The sequence below is a fragment of the Micromonospora sp. CNZ297 genome (assembly GCF_007827625.1).
On record NZ_VISU01000072.1, the window covers coordinates 1 to 1,026 of the forward strand.

Genomic DNA, 1,026 nt, shown 5'->3' on the forward strand with positions numbered 1-1,026 from the left:
CTAGGCCGTGTTTCGTAGGGCGTCGGTGTTGGGGCGTGGCGGTGGTCGCTAATTGAAGAGGTCTCCGGTAGTTGGTTCAGCGACCAAGCTAGAACTTCACACCGGAGACCTCGTGCCGAGCGTAGCGGCAGCGAGGCGACATGACCTGACCGATGTGCAGTGGGCGGTGCTGGAACCGTTGCTGCCTGCGGGAACGGGTCATGCTCGGCCGCGCAGATGGACCATGAGAGTGATCATCGACGGGATTCGTTGGCGGGTCCGGACCGGATCTCCGTGGCGGGACGTGCCCGTGCACTACCCGCCGTGGCAGACCTTGTATCGATGGTTCCGGCGCTGGCAGCGTGACGGCGTCTGGGCGCAGATCCTCACCTCGTTGCAGGCCCTGGCGGACGCGGCGGGGTTGATCGGCTGGACGGTGAGCGTGGACTCGACCATCAGCCGCGCCCATCAGCACGCCGCTGGAGCTCGCCGCGACGGTGAGGCGCAGAAGGAGCCGCCCGGTGGTGTGCAGGCCGAGCCGGCAGATCATGGGCTCGGCCGATCGAGGGGCGGCTGGACCACCAAGACCCATCTGGCCTGCGAGCAAGGCCGCAAACTGATGGCCTTGGTAGTGACCGCCGGCCAGCGCGGCGACAGCCCGCAGTTCATCCCCGTACTGGCCAAAGTACGTGTCACGCGAGCCGGTGGCGGCCGGCCACGGACCCGCCCCGACACCGTGCTGGCCGACAAGGCGTACACGTCCAAGGCCAACCGAGCCCACCTGCGATCCCGCGGCATCCGAGCGTGCATCCCGAGCAAGGCCGACCAGGACGCGCACCGTAAGGCCAAAGGGTCCAAAGGCGGACGTCCGCCCGCCTTCGACCCCGAGGTCTACCGCCTGCGTCACGCCGTGGAGTGCGGAATCAACCAGCTCAAACAACACCGCGCCATGGCCACCCGCTACGACAAACTCGCCGTGCGCTATGAAGCCACCCTCACCATCGCCGCCATCAACCAATGGCTCCGCGCCCTACGAAACACGACCTA

At 67.2% G+C, this 1,026-nt stretch carries 1 protein-coding gene; it reads left to right on the plus strand.

Annotation, left to right across the window (positions count from 1 at the left end):
- Window positions 1–112: 112 nt before the first annotated feature.
- The coding region (locus tag FB454_RS34730) for an IS5 family transposase (RefSeq protein ID WP_047893886.1) at window positions 113–1,026 on the plus strand (914 nt) is incomplete at its 3' end.